Annotated in this window: 20 protein-coding genes and 2 pseudogenes; 8 read left to right on the top strand and 14 right to left on the bottom strand. The window is 62.6% G+C overall.

The window, feature by feature from the left end:
- Positions 1 to 49 precede the first annotated feature (49 nt).
- The 3 genes and pseudogenes from OEG82_RS19170 to OEG82_RS19155 all read right to left on the bottom strand — a co-directional run bounded on the left by OEG82_RS19170 (position 50) and on the right by OEG82_RS19155 (position 5,771).
- Positions 50 to 478, bottom strand: coding sequence for an SRPBCC domain-containing protein (locus OEG82_RS19170; RefSeq protein ID WP_267613965.1), 429 nt, complete (start codon positions 476 to 478; stop codon positions 50 to 52).
- A 239-nt stretch (positions 479 to 717) separates the two neighbouring features.
- Positions 718 to 4,210 (bottom strand): annotated as a pseudogene (carB, locus tag OEG82_RS24230) (carbamoyl-phosphate synthase large subunit).
- A 760-nt stretch (positions 4,211 to 4,970) separates the two neighbouring features.
- Positions 4,971 to 5,771, bottom strand: a complete 801-nt coding sequence (locus OEG82_RS19155; protein ID WP_267613963.1) for a DUF3313 domain-containing protein — start codon at positions 5,769 to 5,771, stop codon at positions 4,971 to 4,973.
- Positions 5,772 to 5,879: 108 nt separating this feature from the next.
- On the opposite strand from OEG82_RS19155, the gene OEG82_RS19150 reads away from it, so the two are divergent.
- Entirely contained in the window at positions 5,880 to 6,038 is a 159-nt protein-coding gene (locus OEG82_RS19150; RefSeq protein WP_267613962.1) for a hypothetical protein, read from the top strand.
- A gap of 291 nt (positions 6,039 to 6,329) precedes the next feature.
- Positions 6,330 to 7,421 (top strand): phosphatase PAP2 family protein, encoded by a 1,092-nt coding sequence (locus tag OEG82_RS19145; protein WP_267613961.1) that lies wholly within the window; start codon positions 6,330 to 6,332, stop codon positions 7,419 to 7,421.
- Positions 7,422 to 7,475: 54 nt separating this feature from the next.
- Here the strand turns inward: OEG82_RS19145 and OEG82_RS19140 are convergent, their stop codons facing one another.
- The 3 genes from OEG82_RS19140 to OEG82_RS19130 form a co-directional block, all read right to left on the bottom strand.
- Positions 7,476 to 7,787 (bottom strand): c-type cytochrome, encoded by a 312-nt coding sequence (locus OEG82_RS19140; RefSeq protein WP_267613960.1) that lies wholly within the window; start codon positions 7,785 to 7,787, stop codon positions 7,476 to 7,478.
- Positions 7,788 to 7,898: 111 nt separating this feature from the next.
- On the bottom strand, positions 7,899 to 8,255 hold the full coding sequence (locus tag OEG82_RS19135; protein WP_267613959.1) for a hypothetical protein: 357 nt from the start codon (positions 8,253 to 8,255) through the stop codon (positions 7,899 to 7,901).
- Positions 8,256 to 8,456: 201 nt separating this feature from the next.
- Positions 8,457 to 9,341, bottom strand: a complete 885-nt coding sequence (locus OEG82_RS19130; RefSeq protein ID WP_267613958.1) for a LytTR family DNA-binding domain-containing protein — start codon at positions 9,339 to 9,341, stop codon at positions 8,457 to 8,459.
- A 135-nt stretch (positions 9,342 to 9,476) separates the two neighbouring features.
- Here OEG82_RS19130 and OEG82_RS19125 point away from each other — a divergent pair.
- A pseudogene (locus OEG82_RS19125) lies at positions 9,477 to 9,902 on the top strand (DUF2306 domain-containing protein); the annotation flags it as partial.
- A gap of 597 nt (positions 9,903 to 10,499) precedes the next feature.
- Positions 10,500 to 11,414 (top strand): KPN_02809 family neutral zinc metallopeptidase, encoded by a 915-nt coding sequence (gene ypfJ / locus OEG82_RS19120; protein ID WP_267613957.1) that lies wholly within the window; start codon positions 10,500 to 10,502, stop codon positions 11,412 to 11,414.
- A 47-nt stretch (positions 11,415 to 11,461) separates the two neighbouring features.
- Here ypfJ and OEG82_RS19115 read toward each other — a convergent pair whose 3' ends face one another.
- Both OEG82_RS19115 and OEG82_RS19110 read right to left on the bottom strand, forming a co-directional pair.
- Entirely contained in the window at positions 11,462 to 12,709 is a 1,248-nt protein-coding gene (locus OEG82_RS19115; RefSeq protein ID WP_267613956.1) for an endonuclease/exonuclease/phosphatase family protein, read from the bottom strand.
- 130 nt (positions 12,710 to 12,839) lie between these two features.
- Entirely contained in the window at positions 12,840 to 14,183 is a 1,344-nt protein-coding gene (locus OEG82_RS19110; protein ID WP_267613955.1) for a mechanosensitive ion channel family protein, read from the bottom strand.
- A 209-nt stretch (positions 14,184 to 14,392) separates the two neighbouring features.
- On the opposite strand from OEG82_RS19110, the gene OEG82_RS19105 reads away from it, so the two are divergent.
- Together OEG82_RS19105 and OEG82_RS19100 are read left to right on the top strand one after the other, a co-directional pair.
- The gene (locus tag OEG82_RS19105) at positions 14,393 to 15,781 is read left to right on the top strand and encodes an MATE family efflux transporter (RefSeq protein ID WP_267613954.1); all 1,389 of its coding nucleotides are present in this window, start codon (positions 14,393 to 14,395) and stop codon (positions 15,779 to 15,781) included.
- 588 nt (positions 15,782 to 16,369) lie between these two features.
- The gene (locus OEG82_RS19100) at positions 16,370 to 16,891 is read left to right on the top strand and encodes a M23 family metallopeptidase (RefSeq protein ID WP_267613953.1); all 522 of its coding nucleotides are present in this window, start codon (positions 16,370 to 16,372) and stop codon (positions 16,889 to 16,891) included.
- A 601-nt stretch (positions 16,892 to 17,492) separates the two neighbouring features.
- Here OEG82_RS19100 and OEG82_RS19095 read toward each other — a convergent pair.
- Complete coding sequence (locus OEG82_RS19095; RefSeq protein WP_267613952.1) at positions 17,493 to 18,263, bottom strand: helix-turn-helix transcriptional regulator; 771 nt, start codon at positions 18,261 to 18,263, stop codon at positions 17,493 to 17,495.
- A gap of 118 nt (positions 18,264 to 18,381) precedes the next feature.
- On the opposite strand from OEG82_RS19095, the gene OEG82_RS19090 reads away from it, so the two are divergent.
- Complete coding sequence (locus OEG82_RS19090; RefSeq protein WP_267613951.1) at positions 18,382 to 18,807, top strand: hypothetical protein; 426 nt, start codon at positions 18,382 to 18,384, stop codon at positions 18,805 to 18,807.
- Positions 18,808 to 18,877: 70 nt separating this feature from the next.
- On the opposite strand, the gene OEG82_RS19085 is transcribed toward OEG82_RS19090, so the two are convergent.
- From OEG82_RS19085 to carA, 5 genes are all read right to left on the bottom strand, one after another.
- Positions 18,878 to 19,291, bottom strand: a complete 414-nt coding sequence (locus OEG82_RS19085; RefSeq protein WP_267613950.1) for a VOC family protein — start codon at positions 19,289 to 19,291, stop codon at positions 18,878 to 18,880.
- Positions 19,292 to 19,366: 75 nt separating this feature from the next.
- On the bottom strand, positions 19,367 to 19,855 hold the full coding sequence (locus tag OEG82_RS19080) for a GFA family protein (RefSeq protein ID WP_267613949.1): 489 nt from the start codon (positions 19,853 to 19,855) through the stop codon (positions 19,367 to 19,369).
- A gap of 131 nt (positions 19,856 to 19,986) precedes the next feature.
- Positions 19,987 to 20,532, bottom strand: a complete 546-nt coding sequence (locus OEG82_RS19075) for a YaeQ family protein (RefSeq protein WP_267613948.1) — start codon at positions 20,530 to 20,532, stop codon at positions 19,987 to 19,989.
- Positions 20,533 to 20,724: 192 nt separating this feature from the next.
- Positions 20,725 to 21,207: a GNAT family N-acetyltransferase gene (locus OEG82_RS19070; RefSeq protein ID WP_267613947.1), complete on the bottom strand. Its 483-nt coding sequence runs from the start codon at positions 21,205 to 21,207 to the stop codon at positions 20,725 to 20,727.
- A 39-nt stretch (positions 21,208 to 21,246) separates the two neighbouring features.
- Positions 21,247 to 22,473, bottom strand: coding sequence for a glutamine-hydrolyzing carbamoyl-phosphate synthase small subunit (carA, locus tag OEG82_RS19065; protein ID WP_267613946.1), 1,227 nt, complete (start codon positions 22,471 to 22,473; stop codon positions 21,247 to 21,249).
- A 331-nt stretch (positions 22,474 to 22,804) separates the two neighbouring features.
- Here carA and OEG82_RS19060 point away from each other — a divergent pair, with 331 nt between their 5' ends.
- Entirely contained in the window at positions 22,805 to 23,254 is a 450-nt protein-coding gene (locus tag OEG82_RS19060) for a GatB/YqeY domain-containing protein (protein WP_267615010.1), read from the top strand.
- Positions 23,255 to 23,407 lie beyond the last annotated feature (153 nt).

The raw sequence follows: 23,407 nt of genomic DNA, 5'->3' as shown, positions 1-23,407 counted from the left end.
TGATTGCAAGGATTTGGAGGGGGCAGGAGAGGCGTCGAGGGCTTTTCTTCTATTTCAGAAACCGTTCCAGGCGATCGAAATTCTGTTCATTGGCGGCGTGCAGGAATTTTTCGATCTGCACGATCTCCTCGCTGCGGTCAAACTGCATTTGCCAAGCCAGTCTTGCGCCACCATCTGCGTCGGCAAAGCGCATTTCGAGCCTGAACACATGCACCGGCTCATGATGGGTCATCCGGATGAGCTCACCGGCAATCACATCCTCGATGGTCCAGCGGTTGTGATAAGCGGTGCCGTTGTCGGCGGTCATCGTGACCCGCCAGCCACCGCCGGGCCTGAAGTCAAAAGCCGTGATCCGGTTGCAAAACCCCTCCGGCCCCCACCATGCGGCAAGCTTTGCCGGATCCGCAAAGGCATCAAACAGCGCCGCCCGACCCACCGGAAACAGGCGGCTGTTGAGGATTTCGAGGGTGTCGGTCATGGCTTGGTCCTCTACCACGCAAACGATCCGTTGCTTGGTTGTCGGAATGCGAATGCCGCCTCCGTCATGCCGGACCCCGATCCGGTATCCAGCGGCGAGCGTCGGCGAGCCGGATGACTCTGCCTATAGCCGGTGCCATCGGTAGAGTTTCCCACCGCGCAGACGCGCGGTGACTGGATCCCGGCTCAAGGCCGGGATGACGAGATGTCGGGTGCGTCAAGCCCCCAAACGCAATCTCCTCACGCCGTCGGGAAATAGCTCTGCAGCGGGTGCACTTCCAGGTTTCCGGCCTTCAGCGCGGCGATGGCTTGCGCCGTCGAGAGGCTGCCGGCCATGGTGGTGAAATAGGGCACCTTCTGCATCAGCGCCGCGCGGCGCAGCGATTTGGAATCCGAGATGGTCTTGGCGCCTTCGGTGGTGTTGATCACCAGTTGTACCTGACGATTGCGGATCGCGTCCTCGATATGCGGACGGCCTTCCATCACCTTGTTGACGCGTTCGACCTCGAAACCCTTGTCCTTGAGGAAGTCGGCGGTGCCGGACGTGGCCATCACCTTGAAACCGTTGTCGACCAGGATGCGGATTGCCTCGATCACCCGCGGCTTGTCCTCGTCGCGGACAGAGACGAACACCGTGCCCGAGCGCGGCAGATCATTGCTGGCGCCGAGCTGCGCCTTGGCGAAGGCAAGCGCGTAATCGCGGTCGAGCCCCATAACCTCGCCGGTCGAGCGCATTTCGGGACCGAGCAACGTGTCGACGCCGGGGAACTTTGCGAAGGGGAAGACGGCTTCTTTCACCGCGATATGGGTCAGGGTGCGGTGATTGGGCACCTCGCCATAGGCGGCGAAGGCGTCAGCCAGCTTCTCGCCGGTCATCACCCGTGTCGCCACCTTGGCAATCGGCGAGCCGACGGTCTTGGCCACGAAGGGCACCGTGCGCGAGGCGCGTGGATTGACCTCGAGCACGTAGATGACGTCGTCCTTGATGGCATATTGCACATTCATCAACCCGCCGACATTGAGCGCCCGGGCCAGTGCAATGGTCTGCACCTCGAGCCGGTCGACCATTTCGGCCGACAGTGTGTGCACCGGCAGCGAGCAGGCGGAATCGCCGGAGTGAATGCCGGCTTCCTCGATATGCTCCATGATGCCGGTGACATTGACGCTCTCGCCATCGCAGAGGCAATCGACATCGACCTCGATGGCATTGGTCAGATAGGTGTCGAACAACAGCGGGTTGGTGCCGAGCAGGGTGTTGATCTGGCCGGTCTTGTCGTTGGGATAGCGCGCCTTGATGTCCTCGGGCACCAGCTCCGGCACGGTGCCGAGCAGGTAGTTGGACAGATTGGCCTCGTCACGGATGATCTGCATGGCGCGGCCGCCAAGCACATAGGACGGGCGCACCACCAGCGGGAAGCCGATCTCGGTGGCGACCAGCCGGGCCTGTTCGACCGAATAGGCGATGCCGTTGTTGGGCTGGACCAGGTCAAGCTTGTGCAACAGCTTCTGGAAGCGGTCGCGGTCCTCGGCGAGATCGATCATGTCGGGCGCGGTGCCCAGGATCGGGATGCCGGCCTTTTCCAGCGCGTCTGCCAGCTTCAGCGGGGTCTGGCCGCCAAGCTGGACGATGACGCCCTTGAGCGTGCCCGCCTCCTGTTCCTTGGTGAGGATCTCGAGCACGTCCTCATCGGTCAGCGGCTCGAAATAGAGCCGGTCGGAGGTGTCGTAATCGGTCGACACGGTTTCCGGATTGCAGTTGACCATGATCGCCTCATAGCCGGCATCCTTCAGCGCGAAGGCGGCATGGCAGCAGCAATAGTCGAACTCGATGCCCTGGCCGATCTCGGTTGGGGCCGCCGCCGAGGATCACCACCTTCTGGCGGTCGGACACGCGGGCCTCGCAGGCCAGCGCGCCGGCAAAGGGCATCTCGTAGGTCGAATACATATAGGCTGTGGGCGAAGCGAATTCGGCAGCACAGGTGTCGATCCGCTTGTAGACCGGGCGCACGCCCAAGGCGCGGCGCAGCTTGGCCACTTCCGGGCCGCGCTTGCCGGTGAGCGAACCCAGCCGCGCGTCGGAGAAGCCCATCGACTTGACCAGCCGCAGGTTTTCCGCATCCGCCGGAATGCCGTGTTCGCGGATGCGGGCTTCCATCGCAAGGATCGCCTCGATCTGTTCCAGAAACCAGGGATCGATCTTGCAGATGGCGTGCACATCGGCTGAACTCATGCCCAGCCGCAGGGCCTGGGCCACCATGCGCAGCCGGTCCGGCGTCGGCACGCCGATGGCGGCCTTGATGGCGTTGTCGTCGTCGCCTTCGCCCAGTCCCGGGATCTCGATCTCGTCGAGCCCGGTGAGTCCGGTCTCAAGACCGCGCAGCGCCTTTTGCAGGCTTTCGGCAAATGTCCGGCCGATTGCCATGACTTCGCCGACCGATTTCATTGCCGTGGTCAGCGTCGGCTCGGCGCCGGGGAATTTCTCGAATGCGAAGCGCGGGATCTTGGTGACCACATAGTCGATCGAAGGTTCGAACGAGGCCGGGGTGGCGCCCTGCGTGATGTCGTTTTCGAGCTCGTCCAGCGTGTAGCCGACGGCAAGCTTGGCTGCGACCTTGGCAATCGGGAAGCCGGTGGCTTTCGAGGCCAGCGCGCTAGAGCGCGATACCCGCGGATTCATCTCGATCACCACCAGGCGGCCGTCTGCCGGGTTGACGGCGAACTGCACGTTGGAGCCGCCGGTCTCCACCCCGATCTCGCGCAACACCGCGATCGAGGCGTTGCGCATGATCTGGTATTCCTTGTCGGTGAGCGTCAGTGCCGGGGCCACGGTGATCGAATCACCGGTGTGCACGCCCATCGGGTCGATGTTCTCGATCGAGCAGATGATGATGCAGTTGTCGGCGGTGTCGCGCACCACCTCCATCTCGTATTCCTTCCAGCCCAGCACCGATTCCTCGATCAGCACTTCGGTGGTCGGCGAGGCATCGAGCCCGCTTTCGATGATGTCGTAGAATTCCGAGCGGTTATAGGCGATGCCGCCGCCGGTGCCGCCCATGGTAAAGGAGGGGCGGATGATGGCCGGCAGGCCGATCTGGTCGAGCGCCTTGGCGGCCTGGGCCATGGCGTGGCTCATATAGCGCTGCTTGCGGTCGGATTCGCCCAGGTTCCAGGTGTTTTCCAGCTCGTCGAGCGCGGCATCGAGATCGTCGCCCGAAAGCTTCTCGCGCAACAGCGCCCGTTCGGCTTCGTGCAGCTTGCGGTCGGTGTCCTTGATCTCGGTGGCATTGGCCAAAAACGAGCGCGGGGTCTCGAGCCCGATGCGGGTCATTGCCTCGCGAAACAGCGCCCGGTCTTCGGCCATGTCGATGGCCGCCGGCTTGGCGCCGATCATCTCGACATTGTAGCGCTCGAGCACGCCCATGCGCTTGAGCGAAAGCGCCGTGTTGAGCGCGGTCTGGCCGCCCATGGTCGGCAGCAGGGCGTCGGGGCGTTCGCGCGCAATGATCTTGGCCACGACTTCCGGCGTGATCGGCTCGATATAGGTGGCGTCGGCCAGGCCCGGATCGGTCATGATGGTGGCCGGGTTGGAGTTGACCAGGATGACCCGGTAGCCCTCTTCCTTCAACGCCTTGACGGCCTGGGTGCCGGAATAGTCGAATTCACAGGCCTGCCCGATAACAATCGGTCCCGCACCGATGATGAGGATCGACTTGATATCATTGCGTTTTGGCATGGTCCGGGTCCGATTCTAACAAGCGTCGCGCAAAAAATCCCCCGCCGGGAATCCACTCAAAAGATTCGGGTCGGGAGAGGCCATGCGCAAAATCAAAGGCTAGACGCGGCTTATAGGGAAATGTTGGCGCGGGCGAAACCCCAAAAGGGCGTTGTTCAGGGGAAATTCGGGGAGCACATATGCCGGGGCCTGCTCCCCTTTGTTCGGTTTTCCTTCTACGACGCCGTCATCCCGGCCTTGAGCCGGGATCCAGCCACCGCGTGTCGACGCGGTGAGGGACTCGTTTGGGACTCTGTCATAACGGATGCAAAGGGGTCTCGCGGCTCGCGGACGCTCGCCCACTGGATCCCGGCTCAAGGCCAGGATGACGGATACCGCGCGCGTCACCTTGGAGCCCGAGGGCTCCCCAACCTCCCCCATGAGGGGAGGTCGGAGAAGCAAGCCGGGCGCGAAGCGGACGGCGCAGAAGATCCGGGTGGGGGTATTTGTCAGGCCGACCCAATGGACCCCCACCCGGCTCCGTCGCACTACGCGCGCCGATCGCCGACCTCCCCTCAAGGGGGAGGTTGGTACCAGCAGCAACCACTTAGCTACAAGCTTCCGGCATCCGTACGACTATCGCCTCGACACCGAAGCCCGGCGTCTTGGCGTGACCCGGCAGGCGCTGATCAAGATCTGGATCGCGGAGCGGCTGGAGAAGGCGTGATACGGCTCGGCGGGCCGGCCAGGCCCGTCCGGCTGCAACCCGCCGAACCGCCTTTTACCTCCGCGCTTGCCCCCTCGCACTGTCGGTCCATTCCGGTGGGGCGCCGACCATGCCGGCGACCATGCCGGGTACACCCGGGGCGCGGCCAAAGCTGTCGCAGGCGGCATATTTGGGCTTGCCGCCGAAGAAGGCATTGATCCGCTGGCCCGAGGGCAGGCTGAGGTCCATCGCCGCGGGCATCTGGCCCTTGATCAGCAGTTTGGAGAAACTGTCGCCATAGGCGGCGGCCAGCGCATAGGCATCGCCGACTTCGGACAGGCGCGGCTTGTTGGTGATCGCGTTGGCGCCCTTGGCCCAGACCATGGCGGCGAGCTGCGTGTCCTCACGCCCGGTCACTTCGCCTTCCACGGCCAGGCCGCCGAGGCCGAAGGGCAGGCGCGGCACGCTGACCGGCAGCACGAAACTGCTGCCCAGCGACACCGCGGTCGACACGCCGGCGGCAGCCTTGTTGGTCGCGATGATGCCGGTAATGACGTTGCGCACCGTCAGATCAGCGGGCTGGTCAGCCGCCACGATCACATATCTGTCGCTCAGCGCCACGCAGATCGCCCGGTCGAGCGCATTGCTGACCAGGTCCCGATCCTGCGCTTTGCCGATCCGGCCGGCAGCACTCGCCGAAAAGGAGGCGGGCAGGATGCGCACGGTCCTGGCGGCCGTCACCGCAGGCTTGTCGACATAGCTGCGCGATTTTGCCATCTGCCCGGTTGTCCTGCCGAGATTGTCATAGGATGACAGCGCGCCGGATTCGGTCAGATCCACGCTGGCGCAGGAGGTCGCCAGTGGCCGCGGCCGCAAGCATGCAGCCGGACATCATCGCGGTTTTCGCCGGTGTGCGTTTCGGCCCGCGGGCGGGTGCGGCCGCGCGGGTGCCTGCGGCAGAGATGTCTGGTTCAATCATGTCGGATGGATTTCCTGGTTGAGGCGCGGGCCGGGGTGGCCGGCTTCGGTGTTGATGCGCTGCTTGCGGATGCGCGCGTGGGCGGGTGCGTCCTATGGGAACGCCTGGTTCTGGCGCGGGAGGTTACCGACCTGGCCCGCGGCGGTCATGGCGGCGTGCGTTGATCCAGCCTTTCCTGGCGGTTGATGATGCGCCATGTTCTGATCACATTTCGCGGGCTGGCCGGAAGCGGTAGTCCGATTCTTTTGGCTGAGGGCGGCGATGCGCGGCAAGCATGTCGAATCTGTGATGGCTGCTCGTGCCAGTCCGGATCACGGCCCGGGCGGAGCCAGGAGGCTGCGAGCAGGGGGCCGGCCACAGCGCATGAGCCGGAAATCCGGGATCGTTCACATTTTATCAAAAGGTTTTCGTCAGGCTGACGGCACTGTGTTGATCCTAGAAAGTCGGGTTTTATGATGATCCAAAGCCAGGAGACCTTCCTTTCCGGAGTGCTCGGGCGTTTGCGCGCGGATGCCTGGTTCTATGTCACGGTCATCGGCTACACCGCCTTCGGCCTGCTCTATCTCGCGGCGTTCGGTCAATTGGGCCAGACCTCGCATTCGGCCTATGTCGTGCCCGGGGTCTGGACCTTCGCCATTTTCATGCCGGCCGTGGTGATCATGTTCGATGTGGCGCGTGTCGTTCACCGGTTCAACAGCCGCCGCCGGCTGGCGTTCCGGCGCAGCTTTTCCGCCAAACGGATGGCGGCGCTGGTGTCGGGCATCGCGCTCACATCCGCAATCGTTCTGTTTCAAGGCACCTTCACCTCGATCAAGATCTCCTTCGCCAATATCCAGGGCGGCTTTCCCTATGACCGGTTGATGGCCGATGCCGACCGGTTCCTGCATTTCGGCCTGGCGCCGTGGCGCTATCTCTATGCGGTTGCAGCCGATCCGGCGGTGCTTTCCATCGTCGAGATCAACTACAATTTCTTCTGGCACGTGATCTGCTTCGGCTCGCTGTTCTTTGTGGTGACCTCGCCGCGCGCCGAACGGGTGCGGATGCAGTATCTGGCGATGTTTTTGTTTGTCTGGATTGTCTGCGGCAATATTCTCGCCAACATGTTCCTGTCTGCAGGACCCGCCTTTTACGGCGATGTTACCGGCGATGTGGCCCGCTTTGGCGAACAGATGGCCTTTCTGGCCGGCAGCGGCACGGACAAGTCCGCGGCCGATTTCCAGCGCTATCTCTGGCTGCTCTATGAGCGTGGCGAGCCCGGCATCGGCGGCGGCATCTCGGCTTTCCCCAGCGTGCATGTGGCGCTGATCACCATGAACGCGCTGTTTTTGGCCAGCTATTCGCGGCGGCTCGGCGTGCTTGCCTTTGCCTATGTCGGCTTCGTGCTGGCAAGCTCGGTCTATCTTGGCTGGCATTATGCAGTGGACGGCTATGCGTCGATCCTGATCGTCTCGCTGGCCTATTATCTCTCCTGCAGGCTGTTTGGCCGTTCCGCACCCGCGGTGGTGAGCAGCCCCTTGCCGGTGCCCGCACGAGTCGCGGCGGCCTGACCGCGCCTGGATGGCGGCGCGCTTGAGCCCCGCCGGCCCGGGATCGTCCTCCAGCTATTTCCGCTGCAGCGACAACAGATATTCCACCACATCGGCCTTTTCATGGTCGAACAGCCGGAAGGTGGTCATCGGGAAATGGTCGGCCTCGAGAAAGGCCTCGAACCAGGCGCGGTCGCGGCCTTCGACATTGACCAGATCGGCATAGGGCGGCGCCATGTCTGCGCCGGGGTCCTGGCCGTCCGCGACATGGCAGTCGCGGCACCATTCATCGACCACCTTTTCGCCGCGCGCCACAGCAGCGGTCCCGGCCGCCTGGGCACAGACCGGCGCGGTCAGCATCAGTCCGGCAAACAGCAATCTGAGCATCGCGCATCTCCTTGCAGGGCAGTGTGGGTCGAGCGCTTCCACCCAGCGATGAAGCGCTCTACCGCGCATGAGAGCACGCCGCCCTGATCAGGATCAATGGGGCGCAAAAGCCTATTGCGGCGTCCAGGTTTCCATGCCGAGTGCCTTGGAGCCGAGATAGGACCACACGCCCTGCCAGGTTCCCTCGTCGCTGAACATCAGCGCCACACCCGAGGTTTCGTCCTGGATATAGCCGATGGCAAGAACCGTGTCGTCGCCGATCGCCGTGCCCTCGAGCTTGGTTCCGTCTTCAAGCGTGTAGGTCAGGGAAAAGGTGTCGCCGATCCCGGCGACGAGCACGGTGGCCTCATAGGTGCCACCGTCGGGATTGGTTCCGGCGATGTCGTAGGTTCCCGAAGGATCGGCACAGGCAAGCGTGATCTGACCGGCAATCATCAGGCCGGCAAGCCAGAGTGAAGTCAATTTCATGGACGTCTCCGAGGAGGCTGAAAAAGGTTCGGCGCGTCTGCCCCGGGGCGCGCCGGAACCGCTACGTCGATTGCCGCGGATGGCGGGCTCAATGCGTGCAGCCAACGGACGTTATCAGGCGCCGCGGCGGCGTCAATCCAATTCAGCGGCCCCGGTTCGGCCGTCGCCCAATCTTCCGGCCCTGACCGGAGACGGGCCCTGTCAGACGCTGTCGCGCTGCCCGATCCAGCTTTGCACCCGGGGCGCAAAGGTGCGGCTCACCGGCACGTCGGCCCCGTCGGCGGCGTTGACACTGAGCCTGCCGTTCTTGCCATTGCCGCGCAGCAGCGCGTTGTCCTCGTGCTCGGCCACCCAGTGCGAGCGGTGCACCTGCTGGCCGGGGCCGGCTTCGGCGATGGCGTCGCCAAGCCGCATCAGCAGCAGTTCGCTGCCCCGGCTGGTGACCACCCGCACATAATGGTCCTGCACTTCGAGCCGGATCAGCACTCCGCGCTTGTCAACCGGCAGACGGTCAAGCAAGGGCGGGCGTTGCGCCACGGCATCTTCAGGGCTGCAGGCAGAGGCGGCGGCAGGTGGCGACGCGGACAGCCCGGCTGCCGTCGGGTCAGTTTCCGGCACGGTAGCGTCAGCCGGCTTCGCTATCGTCACCTCGTCGCTGCTGCTCAGGCTGAGCCAGACCAGCAGGCAAAATCCGATCCCGATCGGCAGCGCGACCAGCACATTGCCGCCAAGCCGGACCAGGTTGAACGGCATCTGGAACACGGCGGCGTTGACCGCAGTCACCACGAATCCGATCGGCAGCGCCGCAAAAATCGCGCCCGTCATCATCCGCGTCAGCCGGTGGGCGATGTGCCGGGTCAGCGCCACATCGAAAAACGACACGCTGACCAGGGCGCAGCCCCAGGCGCAGCTTTGCAGCGTCAGCCAGTATCCGAGCCGCGAATGGAACGGCAGCCGCTCGTAGCTGCCGAACGGACCGGTCAGCACGAACAGTCCGACCACCAGCGCAAACACCAGCCACAGCCGCGGACGGCTCAGCAGCAGGCGCAGTTCACGAAGCGTGGATTGCAGCAATGTGTCGCTCACGAAGTTCTCCGGTCATTAGACGCAGATGGCCTTGAGAACCGCCTCCGATGATGGCGGATAGCGGCAGATCAGCCCACCGGATCGCGGGTTTTCAGGCCTCTGTCAACCGCGCTCCCCGCTTACGAGGATTTATCCATGACGCTCGAACCGCTTCTTGATGCCAGTCCGGCCATCCAGTTTCATGTCTTCACCGTTGTCCCGGCAGCGCTGATTGGCGGCGCCATGCTGCTTGCCAGGAAGGGCACCTATGTCCATCGCATCGCCGGCCGGGTGTGGATCATGCTGATGGTGCTCACCGCGCTGTCGACCTTCCTGATCCACGAGATCGACCTGTTTTACGGTTTCTCGCCGATCCATCTCCTGTCGGTGCTGACGCTGTTTGGCGCGGCCATGGTGGTGTGGTCGGCGCGGCGGCGTGATTTCGCCCGTCACCGGCGGGTGGTGAAATCCCTCTATTTCGGCGGCATCGGCATTGCCGGATTGTTCACCTTCCTGCCTGACCGGATCATGCATGAGGTGGTGTTCGGCCCGGCTGAAGCGACCGCTGCCACGGCCGTGTCACCCGCCACAGCGGCGGCGTCTCCGGCGGTGCAGATCGCGCAAGCGGCGCCGATCTGGGTGTGGCCGCTGCTTGTTGCGCTGATCGCACTGGGGATCAGCCGCATGCGTGATCGCGACATGCCGTTGTGGCGGCTGATGCTGTTGCCGGTGCTGCTGGTGGCAAGCTCGCTGCTCACCGCGCTTGTCGGCGGGTTGAGCAGCACCAGCCTGGCGGCGCTTGCGGGAGCCATGGCGCTCGGCGCCACGGCCGGCTGGTGGTCGTTGCGTCATGCCGCGGTCACGCGCCTGCCGGACAACCGCATAAGGGTGAAGGGCGAAGTGGTCTCGCTGATTGCCATCCTGGCCATCTTCGCGTCGCGCTTTGTCGCTGGCGCAATGGCCGCAATCGCACCGCAGCTGATGACCCGGCCCGGCATGGCGGAACTTTTCGTGGCCCTGCCGGTTTTCTGTGCGGCGGTGATGGCAGCCCGCGCCCTGGCGCAGGCGGGGTTCAACCCGCTGATCGCCATGCGCCAGCCACGGACGGCGAAAACTGGTTGTTGAAACCGGCGCTGGCGGCCCGTACAAGCAAGGCTTGATGCCGTCAGGAGAATGACCATGGATTGGAAGGGCCGTCGCCAGAGCGACAATATCGAGGACCGGCGCGGAAACTCGTCGCGCGGCCGCAATCCGTTCGGGCGCAGCGGCATCCGACTGCCCTCTGGCGGCATCCGCCGCTCGGGAATGAGCATCAAGACCATCGTCATCATCGGCGTGATCTATTTCGGCCTGAAACTGATCGGCATCGATCCGCTGCAATTGCTCGGTGGCGGCAGTTCCGGCAACCTGCCGGGCAGCCAGAGTGTCAGCGAGCGGCAGATTTCCCCCACCCGGCAGGACGAGATGACCCAGTTCGTCGCCACCGTGCTGGCCGAGACCGAGGATGTCTGGAATGGCGTGATGAAATCGCAGGGCTTTACCTATGCCGAGCCCAAGCTGGTGCTGTTTTCGGGTGCTGTGAGTTCGGCCTGCGGCAATGCCAGCTCCGCCTCCGGTCCGTTCTACTGTCCCGGCGATCAGAAGGTCTACATTGACCTGACGTTCTTTGACGAGCTGGCGCAGCGGTTCGAGGCTTCGGGCGATTTCGCCCAGGCCTATGTGCTGGCCCATGAAGTCGGCCATCACGTGCAGAACCTGATCGGGGTGCTGCCCGAATTCAACCGGATGCGTCCGTCGCTGAGCCAGGCTGAGGAAAACCAGATGTCGATCCGGGTCGAGCTGCAGGCCGATTGCTTTGCCGGGATCTGGGGGCACTACACCGCGCAGAAGGGTCTTCTCGAGCGCGGTGACCTGGAGGAGGCGCTCAATGCTGCCCAGCAGATCGGCGACGACACGCTGCAGCGCCGCACCCAGGGCTACGTCGTGCCCGAAAGCTTCAACCACGGCACCTCGGCGCAGCGCAAGCAATGGTTCGCCCGCGGCTTCGAGACCGGCCGGCTGGATGCCTGCGACACCTTCAACAATCCGGTCTGAGCGGTTTCGCCGTCACTCGTGACCACGAGGGACGCCGTCCCGGCGCCTCAGGCAACAGCGTCCTCGCGGGTGCTGACCACCACCGACACCGGCCGGTGATCGCTGGTGTGGCCGCCGGTGCCGGCCAAGGGCGTGTTCGCCGCCACATGCGCGGCATGCTCCACCTGGCCGGCCTTTGACTTGACCTGCAGCCCGATCGTGTCCATCGCCTTGGCGCCAACGACGGCCTGGGTGAACATGATGTGATCGATGAGGATGCGGGCATCCACTCCTGGCTCCCAGGCATCCTCGAATTCGGTCGACCAGCGATAGGCGCTGCCGTCCTCCATCATGTAGTCAAACAGCGCGTGGTTGAGGAACTGGCGGGCGAAGAACACGTCGCCCTGCAGGTTGGAGATCAGGTCGTGAAACAGCATGCGGCGCTCGAAATACTCCTTGCCGACGCCGTCATTCATGTCGCCCATCACGAAGATGGCCGGGTGCGGCTCGCCGCGGAACCGGTTTTCGATAAAATAGCGGATATTGACGATCTCGGTCGATATCTTGACTCGCGCCTCGACGGCCTCCTGCTCGACGGCCAGGATGAGCTTCTTGTCCGCGCGCGTTCTTTCGTCCGGGGGCTTGCGCACCGCCTTTCCGGCCTTGGCGTAATTGCTCTTGGAGAATTTCGACTTCAGATGCACGCCGATCAGATCGAACCGCTTGCCGGCAATGGTGCAGACCAGGGTCTGGGGCCAGCGGAAATGGCTGTGTTCGTTCTCGAACAGATCGATCGGGGGATCACCTTCGCCGAAATCATCTTCCGGGTCGGGTTGCTTCGGTTTGAACCAGGGGTGGACGATGGGCCATTTCTTGGCATGTTCGCCCGGCTGCTCGGGCCAGTGCCGGCTTTCATATTCGGTCGCCTCCTGCCAGCTTTCCTGGGGCAGCAATGCCGGTGACAGCTCCTGCATCCGGCTGCTGCGAACCAGAAACCAGATGCCCTGCGCGCCCCTGACGCGGTAGCCGCCCCTGTCGGTCGGCCCGCGCTCGATCACGCGCCATTCGCCGCCCAGATCATCGTCGCAAAAGGCGCGCAACAGCTCGACGCGGGTCGTGCTCGGGCCCTCCTGCATGCACAGGATGTCGGGATTAACCAGCCGGATCTCGGTGGCGATCTGCTGGCGCTCGAGCTTTTGCCGTGCCCTGCCTTCGGCGGTGTCGACCGGTCTGGACAAAGTGGGTATTGTCCGGGTCTTGCCCTGCAGCAACTGGCCGAACCATTCCAGATTCCAGGTTGCGAGCTTGATTGCCATGGTTTTATCCCCCAGAAATACTTTCTTCAATCGGAGAAATACTTTCCGGCAACCCGGTCTGAAGGTCAAGCCGGCAGGCTGTCCTGTGGCAAATCGTGATGATGCTGGCGGGTGAGGCGATATCTGATGATCAGATCTTGCCCGGTGTTTCCCGCTCCGCCTCGGGCGCGTCGCGGCGGACCACTTCCACCGGCGAGCGCATGATGATCTCGCGGTGCGGGAAGGGGATGTTGACGCCGTTCTCCTTGAAAATGTCCCACATGGCGAGCAGCACCTTGCCGCGCACATTGGTCAGGCCGGCCTGCGGATCGGAGATCCAGAAGCGCAGCCTGAAATCCAGCGACGACGCGCCGAAGGCGGTCATCCAGCACACCGGCTTGGGCGCGTCGAGCACCCGTTCCACGGTTTCGGCGCCGGCGATTGCCAGCTTGGTGACCTCGTGCGGATCGCTGTCATAGGACACGCCGAAATCGACATCGAGACGCACCAGCTTGTCGGAAAACGACCAGTTGACCACCTGCTGGGTGATGAAATCCTCGTTCGGGATCAGATATTCGCGGCCGTCGCGGGTGATCACCGAGACAAAGCGGGCGCGCAGCTCGCGGATCCAGCCAAAGGTTTCGCCCAGCGCAATGGTGTCGCCGGGCTTGATCGAGCGGTCCATCAGGATGATGACGCCGGAGATGAAATTGGACACCACCTTCTGCAGGCCGAAGCCGAGGCCGACGCCGACGGCGCCAGAAAACACGGTGAGCGCGGTCAGGTCGATGCCCGTCGACGACAGCGCCATCATGCCGGCGATGATGATGATGGAGATCTTGACGACCTTGCCGGCCAGAACCTTGAAGGACGGCGAGAGGTCTTCCACGGTGTTGATGCGGCTGTCGAAGAAATTGCCCAGGAGATTGGCGATCCAGAAGAAGCCGGCGGTGATCACCACGGTGCGCAGGATGAACAGCGCCGAAATCCGCAGGTCGCCAAGCTGGATTGCCATCTGTTCGAGAAACGCGGTTGCCTCGGGCCGCAGGTCAAGAATCCCCAGCGCCACATAGCTGAACACCGCCAGCGCGATCAGCCGCGAGACGGTGCGGTTGTGGATGATCCGACTGGACACCGAGATCGCCAGCCAGGCCCAGCCAAGCGCCAGTGCCAGCGCCATCAGATAGGTCCGCGACGGCCAGGTCAGTTCCAGCGTCAGCGTCCGGATGAGGGTCAGCAGGATCAGGAAGATGATCCAGTGGCTTCTGCGCATCACCGCGATGATCACCCGCAGCAAGCCGGGCTTTCCCTTGATGGTTCGGGCGCGGCTTTCAAGCCAGGGTTCGACCCGGCGCGAGACCAGCCAGCCGGTGAGATAGCACAGGATGATGATGCCGATCTGGTAGAAGGTCCAGGGCTGGGCAAAATAGGCCGTGCCGGTCTCCAGCAGCGTCAGGGCGTCTTGTGCAATCCGCGGCAAATCAAGTGTTTCCATGGCGTGATGTTAAACTGATAGCCGGGCCGGAGAAAGGCCCATTCAATGCCGGTCGCACCGCTGCTGTGCGGCGCGGGAGGCGCGGATCTGCATGCTCTTCGGGGCAGGGTGAAGACGGTTTTGGCGCGCGGGCGTCAAGCGCACCGGGCAGTCTTGCCAAGCAGGGGGTGCGGGGCGCATAAGCCCGGTTCGGAATGCGGGAGCTGGTGATGGATATGTCGACCACAGACAGGAGAGACGGGCAGAGTTGGGGGGCGCAGATCTGGGCGACGCTGGCGCTCGGACTGCCGCTGGTCGGCACCCAGATCGCCCAGATCGCCATTGCCACCACCGACGTGGTCATGCTCGGCTGGTACGGCACCGCCGAACTGGCCGCCACGGTGCTGGCCTCGCAGGCCTTTTTCGTGGTGTTCATCTTCGGCTCCGGCTTTGCCGGGGCAATCCTGCCGCTGGCGGCGCAGGCGGAGGGCCGCAATGACCCCACCCATGTGCGCCGCTCGGTGCGGATGGGCATGTGGATCCTGCTGATCTATGCCGTTGCGGTGATGCCGTTTTTATGGAATCTCGAGCCTGTGTTGCTGGCGCTGGGCCAGAAACCCGAACTGGCGGCGCTCGCCAGCGATTACATCCGCATCGCCCAATGGGGCATGTTCCCGGCGCTGATGATGATGGCGCTGCGGTCGTTCTTTGCCGCGCGCTCGCGTGCTGCCATCGTACTCTGGTCGGCGCTGATCGGCACGGTCGCCAATGCCATCCTCAATTACGGGCTGATCTTCGGCAATTTCGGCTGGCCGGAAATGGGCGTGCGCGGCGCGGCGGTGGCCTCGGTGGTGAGCTCGAGCGTGATCTTCCTGATCATGGCCGGCTGGGCTCTGTACCATCCGCGGCACCAGGACTACCGGCTGTTCCAGCGGTTCTGGCGGCCCGAATGGTCGGCCTTCTTCGAAGTCTTCCGGCTCGGCCTGCCGATCGGGCTGACCATCCTGGCCGAAGTCGGGCTGTTTCTGGCGGCCTCGGTGATGATGGGCTGGCTCGGCACGGTTCAGCTCGCCGCCCACGGCATTGCCATCCAGCTTGCCTCGATCAGCTTCATGGTGCCGCTCGGCCTGTCGCATGCCGCCACCGTGCGCGTCGGCCAGGCCTATGGCCGCGGCGACATGGCGGGGCTGGCGCGGGCGTCGCATGTGGTGATGGCGCTGGCGATCGTGATTTCGGTCGCCTCGGCCATCCTGTTCTGGCTGCTTCCGGAACCGCTGGTCAGCCTGTTTCTCGATGAATCCAATGTCGACGCGGCCGAATTGCTGGCCGTCGCCGTGCCGCTGATCCTGGTGGCGGCCGCCTTCCAGATTGTCGACGCCATCCAGGTGATCGCCTCCGGGCTTCTGCGCGGCATCAAGGACACGCGGATCCCGATGTGGATCGCCGTCATCAGCTACTGGCCGGTCGGCCTGTCGGCGGCCTATGGGCTCGGCTTCGGCCTCGGCTTCGGCGGCCCCGGCATCTGGGCCGGCCTGGCCATCGGCCTCGGCGTGGCGGCGGTGCTGCTCAACATCCGCTTTGCAAGACGGCATCTGTTTCTGGATGTGGCCAAGGCCTGACGCAGGAGCGGGCAGGGGTGACGGCGCAAGCCATGCGGCCATGCTTGCGAGCGGCGCGATTGTGGCTTTCGATGCAGGGTGACGTGACAAGCCTGCATTTAATGTCCCGCTTGGCGCCCCCAAACTAATCGTTCGGCCTTGGAGCCGCCATACCTAACCAGCCATTCGCTGCGCTCCGCACCGACGTCTTGAGAGGGCGGGGGAGCGGACTTTCGCTGCAGGCGCGAGGCCGATGGGGCAGGTTCTGCAAGCGGATATATAACCGGCGGCGAAACATTGTTTTGCCCTGCGTCACTGAGGGCCGCTTTGAGCCCCTCGTCACGTATCAACCGAAGATACTATATTCTGAATAAGACGTCGAAATGACTTGTCGCAAAATAGATTCTGTAACAACAATTGAGCTCGAAAGTTTCGACAATTGGTCTTTGGAATTGGAAAATCCGCGTTGCCAAACTTGACGCATCAATGTTTTTTTTGTCCATGAATTCTGATCATCGTCCACGCTTGCACAATAATCTAGCGATGATACAGTCTATTGAAACTTCGTTGATCAAAGAACCGGATTCGATAGCTAAAGTTGGATATTAAATGCATGCTTATATTGAAAATGATTCAATTTTTCTTGGAAAAATGCGTTACCGAATAACATCAAAATATTTCGATGCCGGTTATCCTAAGCAATTCAAAAGACAGCATACTGGAATTGACTTCGGTGCCAATATAGGAACAGTTATATATTCACATATCGTTGGAAAAATCAAACAAGATGGTCGCGGCGTTTCGAACTTAGCTATGGCTGTAGTGGTATCCAGCGGTGGTTTAGATCATATATTCGGCCACGTTAAAATAGATGAAAATATTAAAGTCGGGGACTTCATAGATGTAGGAAATCCAATTGGGGTTATTGTTTTAGCTGGCACCGGAGCGCATCTGCACTACGGTTTATGTAAAAATATAGACCTAGCAAAAGGTGTCGATCGATATAATCGAAAATGGGGTTGGGGGCGTGCGCACGTTGACGTAACCAAAAAGGAAGCAATGGACCGAGGGTGGTTGGATCCAACTAATTCACTGTTATCATGTTTTGATATATTTAGGTATTTCCCTTAGAAGTAAGGAAGCTGCGGTCTCAATTTTGAAGTGCAACAGACTGGTTTGATATTTCGTATTGCAAAGCTGGACACTCGCAATACCCCCCGTTTTACACTGAAACCGGTTGCTAATTTTCTGAAATCATTGACCACAAATTCTTGCTTTCGAGGTTGTTGCGGGTGTCCAGCTAGGGAGTGGATTCAATCGGAGGAACCCTAAAATGTTCCAAATTGAACTCTAAGTTACTCAAAATTGGTCAAATTCAGAAATGATATTGCTGAAATTCAAATGCATTGCAGATTGCGAGTAAATGGGTTGGTTTGAAAAGTTCCGTAATGTTGAAGGTGACTTCAAGGTTGGTGATCTAAATCGCGACATGAGGAGAACGTCTCAAAGGTCCGCATAGCCGACTTCTGGACCTTCACATTGCCACACGATCAGCGAATGGCCGCTTTTTCAAAGTTGCATCGCAGCGCGCCCTGTAGTCTGAACGGCAGGAATGGGCCGTATGACCCCGCGCCTATCGATGAGGAACTTCTGCTAACCCAATTTCGTGGCCACAAGTTGCCTCACAAGTCTTGACCCCAATTCAGCCATTCGTGCCCCGCGATCACCCGCCTCAGCCGCCACCCGCGGCAAGCAGTTCCAGCATCTGCCGCGTCGCCTCATCAGCCGGGAACAGATGTTCGATCTTCCAGTCAGCCAGGGTTATGTCCTCGGCGGTGGAGAACTGGCTCATGGTTGAAAACAGCGACAGCGTCGTCTCTCCCAGCCGGTAGCGGGTCGGCACGATTGCCTGGCTGCCCGGGCCCGGCGCGGCATCGCCCAGTTGATCTGCCAACCGTGCTGCCATCTCATTGAGCCAGGCGTCGCCGCCAAGATGGGCGGATTCCGTGCGCAGGCGCTGCAGCAGATGCTGCGCCACCTCCTGCCAGTTCTCGATCACGGCGGGCAGGCGGGTCTGATCCAGCAGCGCCTCGATCAGGCTTGTGCCTTCGCCCAGTCCCATCTGCCCCAGCAGCATCCCGGCCGTGGCATTCACTCGGACGAGCCTCCAGTGCCGGTCCAGCACAAATGCCGGGTAGGGCAGGTGCCGCTCCAGCATCCAGCCCAGGGCGGCGCTGACCGGCGCCATTTCCGCCTCGTCAAGCCCCCGCGCCCGGTAGCCCGGCGCAAAGCCCGCGGCATGCAGCATGGCATTGCGCGAGCCGCGCGGCACCTCGAGCACCGAGCCGAGATTGAGCACCATGGCACGGCTGGGGCGGGCGCGCCCGGTCTCGAGAAAGGAGATGTGCCGCGCCGAGACATTGGCGCTCAGCCCCAGGTCGAGCTGGCTCAGCCGCCGCGCCTCGCGCCATTGCCGCAGCAATCCGCCAAATTCTGTGCTCATCTCATGCTCCCTTGCTGCCATCATAAGTCCGCGGCTGCGCCTGTCACTTACCTTGCAGGTAATTGATCACCGGCCGTCAAGGCGCTTTTGTGGGCCGATCAACACAGGAGATTTCGACATGGACAGTGCAAGAACACACAGTTTCGCCAAGGCCGCAGCCGGCTTCGTCGTCGCCGTCGGGCTGGTGATTGCGGTGGCCGCCTGGCCGCCGCTGGCCGGGCCGGTGGTGTTTCTGGCCGACCTGCTGATCTGGCCTCTCGACGGGGTGCAGACGCTGGCCGCGCCCGAAACCCGCGTCTTCATCGCCATTTCCGGCGGGGTCATGGTCGGCTGGGGCGTGACGTTGTGGAAACTGCTCGACCATCTGATGGCCGACACCCCCGAGCTCGCCCGCGCAATCACCATGACCGGGCTCTATTGCTGGTTCGCGGTCGATTCGCTGGCCTCGATCATGGCGCAGGCGCCGCTCAATGCTGTGGCCAATATCGGCTTCGTGGTGCTGTTCCTGCTCGCCTTCCGGCACAGGCCGGCGGTGACGGCCTGACCTCCGGGGCGCGCGCCTCAAACAGGCGGCTGCGGCGGAGATGGCGCCGCAGCGGCACTCCTTGGCGCAATCAGTCCGGCCCTCCGGGTTCGTTGCGGGTGTCGCAGTAGAGCGCGATCTTGTTGCCCTGCGGATCGCGCAGATAGCCGACATAGAAATGCGCGCTGTAGGCTGCGCGGAAGCCCGGCGCGCCTTCGTCTTGCCCGCCGGCTGCGAGTGCGGCCGCGTGAAGCTCGCGCACCAGGGCCTGGCTCGGCACGGCAAACGCCACCATGGCGCCGTTGCCGGCCGAGGCCGGCCCGCCGTCATAGGGCGGCTTGACATAAAAATCCGGCGGCTCGTGTCCGGGTTCGCTGCTGACGGCGGGACAATAGCTCAGCCCTTCATGCGAGACTTCGAGGCTGTAGCCGAGGCGCGGCAGGATGGCCGAGTAGAATGTCTCGGCACGCGGGATGTCGTCGGCGCCGACTGTGACGTAACCCATCATCGGATCTGTCTTCCTCCCCTGTGTGTGAAACGGGCGGCTGATTGCATCGGCCGCACCGGATCGAGAAACCCGTTACAAGTCCGCAATTTTCCGCGGCGCATCAAGGACCATGGGCGCAACAGCTGTTCCGTCATTCTGAGCAGCATGCTCCATGTAGACAGGCGTGTCAGCCGGAATGATCGTGTCGCTCTGGGCGACGCCCAGAAAGATGTGCTTGGAATTGCGAGCGGTGATCTCGAGCCAGTTCGGATCATCAAGCGTGCCCCGGTACAGGCCCACCGCCCCCTCAAAGCGCTCGAATGTCTGAAACAGCTTGGTGCCGCAATGGTTGCAGAAATTGATATGGATCTTCTTGCCGCTGCCTTCCGACACATGGTCATAGCGCTTCGGGCTGCCTTTGGTCAGGCTGAATTCGGATGCGGCAAAGGCGGGCTGAACCATATAGGCAGCACCTGTGGCGCGCTGGCAGAACCTGCAATGGCACATCGTCACCCTTTCGGGCTGGCCTGCCACCTCATACCGGATTTCGCCACACAGGCATCCGCCTTGCGCTGCCGACATCGTTCCACCTCGTCTGTGTTTCCGGCCTGACCCTATAACCGTGTCATGTGCGGACACAAGGGTCCGGCGATCGGCCGTGCGGTTACACGCAGCGGCGCGCGTGAGCCCGGTTTGCGCCGTCAATCGCCGGGTTATGCGGCAGTCTTCCATTTCAGTGGTGTCACATAGACGATGCTGTCGCCGGCGCTCACCATCACCTCGCCGTCCTGGATATTGACCTGAAGGCTCATCGCGCGGCTTGCCAGCCTGGCCAGTTCGCCGGTGTCTTTCTCCGAAAAACCCGTCACCTGCAGATTGTCGAACCGGGCGGTGCTGCCCTTGATCTTGTCCCACCACATCTCGGCCGTCCTGCCGCCATAGGGATAGACCACAACCTTGCCGGCCTTGCCGCAGGACTGGCGCAGCATCTTTTCGCTGGGGAGCCCGAGCGCCACCCACACGTCAAGTTCGCCGCTCAGGCTCTTCTGCCAGATGTCCGGCTCGTCATCGGTGGACAGGCCCCGTGTCATTTCCAGGTGCTCATGGGCATTGAGCGCAAAGGCCAGAAGACGCACCATCAGCCGCTCATCCGTCTCCGAGGGGTGTTTGGCGACCGTCAGCTTGTGGGTGTCGTAATAGTGACGGTCCATGTCGGAGACCGAAAGTTCGACTTTGTAGATGGTGGCATTTTGCGCCATGGCAGGTCCCAGCATTTCAAGTTGAGGATGCTTACTGCGTCTGATGCCATTGTGAAAGCAGATAAAGGGACCGCGGGCAAAGGCGCACGGGGCCCATATCTGGCCAGCGCCTCCAGGTCGGCGTCGGTGGCGCGGCGCTACCGTTCCCCCACGACATCACCCTGCCGGTTGCGCATCGGCCCAGCGCTGCCTTCACCAGCTGACCTTCATCGGCAGGATCAGGCCCCAGGCGGTCTCCCGGACTGGTCCGAAGGCCTCAAAACCCAGTCGGGTGTAAACGGCAATCGCGCGCGCATTGGCGGGATGGGGATCGGTGGCGATCACCGGCGCCCCGGCATCAAACAGCGTCCGCATCCGGGCCGAGATGAATGCTGTGCCATGGCCAAGACCCAGCATGTCGGGATCGCCGATATACTGGTCGATTCCGCGGGAGCCCTTGGGGAGCTTTGAAAAATGATGCTCGTCCCAGCCATGCACCGTGTAGTCCTGCATGAAGGCGAAGGGGTGACGGCCGCACGAGACGATCCAGCGGGCAACGCGGGGATCATCGATTTTTTGCTGATCCCAGGGTGCCGAACTCCACCATTTTCGCACATGGGCGCGCGCCTGCCACGCCATGAGCAGGCCGAGATCATCCATCGTCACCTTGCGAAACGTGTAGTTCTGGGCCGGCATCCGTCATCCGCTCCCGCCCACCGTCACGCCGGCCGCATGCTACCGCTCGGCCAGCGCCGGCAGGCCCTTGCGTTCGCCGACCATGTTCATGAAGCGGCGGAACAGATAGTGGCTGTCCTGCGGGCCGGGCGAGGCTTCCGGGTGGTGCTGTACCGAAAACACCGGCTTGCCGACCAGCCGCAACCCGCAATTGGTGCCGTCAAACAGCGAGACATGGGTTTCCTCGACGCCTTCGGGCAGGCTGGTGCCATCCACCGCAAAGCCGTGGTTCATCGAGACGATCTCGACCTTGCCGGTGGTGTAATCCTTGACCGGATGGTTGGCGCCGTGATGGCCCTGATGCATCTTCACCGTGCGGCCGCCCAGCGCCAGCGCCAGGATCTGGTGACCGAGGCAGATGCCGAAGACCGGGATTCCGCTGTCGATCAGCTGGTTGATCACCGGCACGGCATATTTGCCGGTTTCAGCCGGGTCGCCCGGACCGTTGGACAAAAACACGCCATCGGGCGCCATGGCCAGGATGTCTTCGGCGCTGGTGGTGGCCGAAACCACCGTGACCTTGCAGCCCAGGCCGGTAAACAGCCGCAGGATGTTGCGCTTGACGCCGTAATCTATGGCGACGATATGCGCCACCGGTTCGCCGGCCTCGGGAAAGCCCTCGTTCCAGACCCAGGGTCCTTGCGTCCAGCTCGATGACTGGCCCGATGTGGCGTCCTTGGCGAGGTCCAGGCCCTCGAGCCCGCTCCAGTCCCGGGCCAGTGCGGTTAGGGCGTCAATGTCGAAATTGCCGGTCGGGTCATGCGAGATCACCGCGTTCGGCGCGCCGTTTTCGCGGATCCAGGCCGTCAGCGCGCGGGTGTCGACGCCGGACAGGCCGATGATGCCGCGCGACTTGAGCCAGGCGTCGAAATGACCGGCGGAGCGGTAGCTCGACGGCTCGGTGATGTCGGCCTTGAAGATCGCGCCGACCGCGCCGATGCGGGCCGCCGGGGTCAGGTCCTCGATGTCCTCGTCATTGGCGCCGATATTGCCGATATGCGGGAAGGTGAAGGTGACGATCTGTCCCATATAGGAAGGATCGGTGAGGATCTCCTCATAGCCGGTGAGTGCCGTGTTGAAGCAGACCTCGGCCTGCGCGGTGCCGGTGGCGCCAACGCCATGGCCCTTGATGACGGTGCCGTCGGCAAACACCAGAACGGCGGTCGGCCGGGTCTGGGTCCAGGGCTTGGTGGTCTGGGTGCCTGAAGTCTGGGGGCTTGCGGTCATGTCCACTCCGTTGACGGCTGAAGCGCCGCTCCATCGCAGGCAAGAGGCCCCTTGACGTTCCGCCGGGGCATCGCCATTTAAGTCACCGGAAGCCACGCGCGGAAAAGCAGTTGCCGCGTTGGGTGGTGTTCGATCCGGTCATGCATCTGCCTTCAGATAGAGAAGGCGCTCGCCCGGGTCAATCAGCACTGTCGCTTGGACCCCCCAATAATTTGCTTGAACAGGATGCTATCCAAGGGTTAATCCTGTCGCTTCGCAATTGCGGGCTCTCGGGCCTAGCTGATGGGGCTTGCCACCAGGCCTTGAATGAACTGCCGGAGAAAGTTTGATGATGCGGGAACGGTTTACCGAAACGCTGAAGGACGCCATTCGCGCCAAGGACACGCGTCGCATGTCGACATTGCGGCTGATCCAGGCGGCGATCAAGGATCGTGACATCGCCAATCGCGGCGCTGGCAAGGATCCCGTCAGCGATGACGACATCCTTCAGATTCTGACAAAGATGATCAAGCAGCGCGAGGAATCGGCTGCGATCTATGAAGACAATGCCCGGCTGGAGCTCGCCCAGCAGGAGCGCGACGAAATCGCCATCATCCGCCAGTTCCTGCCCAAGCAGTTGCCGGAAGAGGAAGTGCGTCAGCTCTGCGCCTCGGTGATCAACGAGACCGGTGCCGCCGGTTTGCGCGACATGGGCAAATGCATGAATGTGCTCAAGGAGCGCTATCCCGGCCAGATGGATTTCTCCAAGGCCTGCGGCATGGTCAAGGGCCTGCTGCAGTAGGCCGCGCGCGAGCCTTCACCCTCCAAAATCTGATCCCGGTTGCGGCCGGGATCAGCGCCGGCCGTCCGCGCAGGGCCGCGACGCCGCGGCGCACGTGCCGGTCCGTCCCTTGTCCCGTGTGAATAGCGGGGAGGGACGCATCAAGGGCTTTGC

This window comes from Hoeflea ulvae (genome assembly GCF_026619435.1).
Lineage (GTDB): Bacteria > Pseudomonadota > Alphaproteobacteria > Rhizobiales > Rhizobiaceae > Hoeflea > Hoeflea ulvae.
The sequence above is the reverse complement of the archived record's forward strand: the minus strand, read 5'-3'. Positions and strand labels throughout refer to the sequence as shown.

Excerpts from the sequence above, each read along its gene's own strand:
- OEG82_RS19170 (WP_267613965.1), bottom strand. The coding sequence starts at position 478 with ATGACCGACACCCTCGAAATCCTCAACAGCCGCCTGTTTCCGGTGGGT.
- OEG82_RS19150 (WP_267613962.1), top strand. The coding sequence starts at position 5,880 with ATGGATTTCCTGGTTGAGGCGCGGGCCGGGGTGGCCGGCTTCGGTGTT.
- OEG82_RS19145 (WP_267613961.1), top strand. The coding sequence starts at position 6,330 with ATGATCCAAAGCCAGGAGACCTTCCTTTCCGGAGTGCTCGGGCGTTTG.
- OEG82_RS19140 (WP_267613960.1), bottom strand. The coding sequence starts at position 7,787 with ATGCTCAGATTGCTGTTTGCCGGACTGATGCTGACCGCGCCGGTCTGT.
- OEG82_RS19135 (WP_267613959.1), bottom strand. The coding sequence starts at position 8,255 with ATGAAATTGACTTCACTCTGGCTTGCCGGCCTGATGATTGCCGGTCAG.
- ypfJ (WP_267613957.1), top strand. The coding sequence starts at position 10,500 with ATGGATTGGAAGGGCCGTCGCCAGAGCGACAATATCGAGGACCGGCGC.
- OEG82_RS19115 (WP_267613956.1), bottom strand. The coding sequence starts at position 12,709 with ATGGCAATCAAGCTCGCAACCTGGAATCTGGAATGGTTCGGCCAGTTG.
- OEG82_RS19110 (WP_267613955.1), bottom strand. The coding sequence starts at position 14,183 with ATGGAAACACTTGATTTGCCGCGGATTGCACAAGACGCCCTGACGCTG.
- OEG82_RS19105 (WP_267613954.1), top strand. The coding sequence starts at position 14,393 with ATGGATATGTCGACCACAGACAGGAGAGACGGGCAGAGTTGGGGGGCG.
- OEG82_RS19100 (WP_267613953.1), top strand. The coding sequence starts at position 16,370 with ATGCATGCTTATATTGAAAATGATTCAATTTTTCTTGGAAAAATGCGT.
- OEG82_RS19095 (WP_267613952.1), bottom strand. The coding sequence starts at position 18,263 with ATGAGCACAGAATTTGGCGGATTGCTGCGGCAATGGCGCGAGGCGCGG.
- OEG82_RS19090 (WP_267613951.1), top strand. The coding sequence starts at position 18,382 with ATGGACAGTGCAAGAACACACAGTTTCGCCAAGGCCGCAGCCGGCTTC.
- OEG82_RS19085 (WP_267613950.1), bottom strand. The coding sequence starts at position 19,291 with ATGGGTTACGTCACAGTCGGCGCCGACGACATCCCGCGTGCCGAGACA.
- OEG82_RS19080 (WP_267613949.1), bottom strand. The coding sequence starts at position 19,855 with ATGTCGGCAGCGCAAGGCGGATGCCTGTGTGGCGAAATCCGGTATGAG.
- OEG82_RS19075 (WP_267613948.1), bottom strand. The coding sequence starts at position 20,532 with ATGGCGCAAAATGCCACCATCTACAAAGTCGAACTTTCGGTCTCCGAC.
- OEG82_RS19070 (WP_267613947.1), bottom strand. The coding sequence starts at position 21,207 with ATGCCGGCCCAGAACTACACGTTTCGCAAGGTGACGATGGATGATCTC.
- carA (WP_267613946.1), bottom strand. The coding sequence starts at position 22,473 with ATGACCGCAAGCCCCCAGACTTCAGGCACCCAGACCACCAAGCCCTGG.
- OEG82_RS19060 (WP_267615010.1), top strand. The coding sequence starts at position 22,805 with ATGCGGGAACGGTTTACCGAAACGCTGAAGGACGCCATTCGCGCCAAG.